The organism is Vibrio sp. V19_P1S1T109 (assembly GCF_002241375.1).
GTDB lineage: Bacteria > Pseudomonadota > Gammaproteobacteria > Enterobacterales > Vibrionaceae > Vibrio > Vibrio anguillarum.
On sequence record NZ_NDIM01000243.1, the window covers coordinates 1 to 2,623 of the forward strand.

3 protein-coding genes are annotated in these 2,623 nt (G+C 43.2%); 1 reads left to right on the forward strand and 2 read right to left on the reverse strand.

Features of this window, described 5'->3' with window-relative positions; translation table 11 throughout:
• Nucleotides 1-83: 83 nt before the first annotated feature.
• Nucleotides 84-965: an AraC family transcriptional regulator gene (locus B9J87_RS12115; RefSeq protein ID WP_047689683.1), complete on the reverse strand. Its 882-nt coding sequence runs from the start codon at nt 963-965 to the stop codon at nt 84-86.
• 165 nt (nt 966-1,130) lie between these two features.
• Between B9J87_RS12115 and B9J87_RS12120 the strand changes: the two genes are divergently transcribed.
• Nucleotides 1,131-2,279, forward strand: a complete 1,149-nt coding sequence (locus B9J87_RS12120; protein WP_094150945.1) for an iron-containing alcohol dehydrogenase — start codon at nt 1,131-1,133, stop codon at nt 2,277-2,279.
• 181 nt (nt 2,280-2,460) lie between these two features.
• Here the strand turns inward: B9J87_RS12120 and B9J87_RS12125 are convergent.
• Nucleotides 2,461-2,623: helix-turn-helix domain-containing protein (locus B9J87_RS12125; protein WP_303396262.1), on the reverse strand; the 163-nt coding region annotated here is incomplete at its 5' end.

The window sequence follows — 2,623 nt, forward strand, 5'->3', positions numbered from 1 at the left end:
CTTACACACTATCAAAAAGAGCAAAAAATATGCAACAACACTAATTGTTACAAAAATGTAGAGTTTAACTTTATGCGCGATTTCTAACGCTGTACTCCTCTTGGGGTTTCATTAAAATGTCGCTTATATTCTCGACTAAACTGAGATGCGCTGGCATAACCAACTAAGCGAGCGGCATCGTTCACACGCTTGCCTTCCACACGAATCAGCTCTTTCGCTCTGTTAAGCCTGACTTTTTTTAAATATTGTAAAGGAGATTCTAACGTCACCAGCCTAAAGGCGTGGTGAAACGCCGAAACACTCATATTGGCTTCTTCGGCGAGCAACTGAACGGTAATGGACTGATCATATTCTTGATGTACTTTACTCAACGCTTTGGCTATCCGGGCGTAGTGCCCTTCTTGATGAGCGAGATCAAAAAGCACATAACCGTGCTCGCTGGTTAATGCCCGAAACACAATCTCCTCGACTAAGCTTTCGCCAAGCACTTTAGCTTCAAGATCATCAACCAATGCAGACATCAAACGAATCGCACTTGCTTGCATCTTTGCGCCCATTTCTACTGATTTCAGCCCGCATTTTGATTTGTCTATGCAATCAGATAAAAAACCAGAAGCCTCAAGTCGATCAACCTGTTTAAGGAGAAGTGAGTGATCGATATTAATAGTCAAGCCCAATAACGGTTCACTTTCTGACGCAAAAGCTTCGCACTCAAGTGGTAAAGGTACCCCAACAACCAAGTAATCATTAGGGCCATAATTTACGGGTTGGCTACCAATATGAATGCGTTTATGTCCTTGCCCCAACAATATGATACCGGATTGATACACAAGGGGTTGTCTACCATTACCGCGGCTGCTGCGATAAAACAATACGCTCGGCACTGCCGTTTGGTGAATACCTTCCAAATGATCTAAAGATTGTTTTTCAATGTATTGCTGCATCAGTTGCGCCAGTTTACTCATAATGCCCCCTTATCAAAACTGAAGGAAGAATACGACAATTAGAGAATTAGGCAATTAATTTCGAGAAATTGGTCTATATTGACTGGATAATTAATACTAATATGCACATCGTAAAACACTGCCTTGGAGGCGCCGCCTCCTTTTCTATAAGCAAAGGTGAGAATAATGAAATTTACTTATGTTAACCCTACTCTAATTCACTTCGGCCAAGGCCAAATCTCGGCGATCAGTCAGGCGATTCCAACTGACCAAAAAGTACTGGTGATCTACGGTGGCGGTTCGATCAAAAAAAATGGTGTTTATGACCAAGTCGTGAGTGCACTCACTGACCACCAATGGATCGAGTTTTCAGGTGTAGAAGCAAACCCAACCAAAGAAACCTTAGATAAAGCGGTTGCTATCGTCAAAGAACAGGACATCGACTTTATTCTTGCCGTGGGTGGTGGTTCGGTTATCGATGGTTCAAAATACGTTGCCGCGGCGGCTAAGTATGATGGGGATGGCTGGGACATCATGGTGGGTAAACATCAAGTTACTGAAGCTACGCCTATCGGTGCAATTCTGACTCTGCCAGCAACCGGTTCTGAATCCAACATGGGTGCGGTCATTACCAAAGCACAAACACAAGACAAATTGGCCTTTATGGCTCCAGCGGTACAGCCTAAGTTCGCAGTGCTTGATCCAGATGTAATGAAATCACTGCCTGAGCGCCAGTTGATCAACGGTATTGTTGATGCTTGGGTACACGTCTGTGAGCAATATTTAACCTTGCCAACCAATGCAATGGTTCAAGACGGCTATGCCGAAACTTTACTTAAAAACTTGCTGGTATTGGGTCAACAATATGACCAGCGTGATAATGATGGATGGCGAGCAAACCTGATGTGGACAGCGAACCAAGCACTAAATGGCCTGATCGGTACTGGCGTTCCACAAGATTGGGCGACTCATATGATTGGTCACGAGTTCACCGCATTATGGCATGTTGATCACGCCCGTTCGCTAGCGATTGTGCAGCCTTCCCTACTGCGCAATCAACTTGAGAACAAACGCGCTAAACTTGAGCAAATGGGCAAAAATGTCTTTGGACTCAATCAAACTAGCGATCTTGCCTTACGCACAATCGATGCGATTGAAGCCTTCTACCACAGCTTGAATGTTCCAACTCAATTTGCGGATCATAACAGTAGCAAACAAGCGGCCATAGACGCAGTTATCGCTCAACTGAACGCACATGGAATGCTTGTTTTGGGTGAACAGCAAGCCATCACGCTTGAAAAATCACGGGAAATTTTGGAACAAGCTATCATTTAGCCTCATTTTTTAGACGAGTGAATAGTGATTTCCACATTCCAATAGCATAGATTCAGCTACATCAAGCAGCGCAATTGAGCGCTGCTTTTTTTGTACTTTTTTTGTATTGGATACTTTATGTAGCGGCCTTTCATTACCATGCCAGCATTATCAAACTGATCCACCACCTAAAATTGAAAAACTAATAACGACTTTTAAAGTCATCCTTTTCTAAACCATGTTTTTTCATTCGTAAGTAGAGCTTTTTACGCGGTACTTGCAGATAATTTGCGGCATCAGCGACGCGACCAGAATGGAGAAATAATGCATCTTCAATAATTTGCTTTTCGTAATCATCCACCAAA

Excerpts from the sequence above, each read along its gene's own strand:
- B9J87_RS12120 (WP_094150945.1), top strand. The coding sequence starts at position 1,131 with ATGAAATTTACTTATGTTAACCCTACTCTAATTCACTTCGGCCAAGGC.
- B9J87_RS12115 (WP_047689683.1), bottom strand. The coding sequence starts at position 965 with ATGAGTAAACTGGCGCAACTGATGCAGCAATACATTGAAAAACAATCT.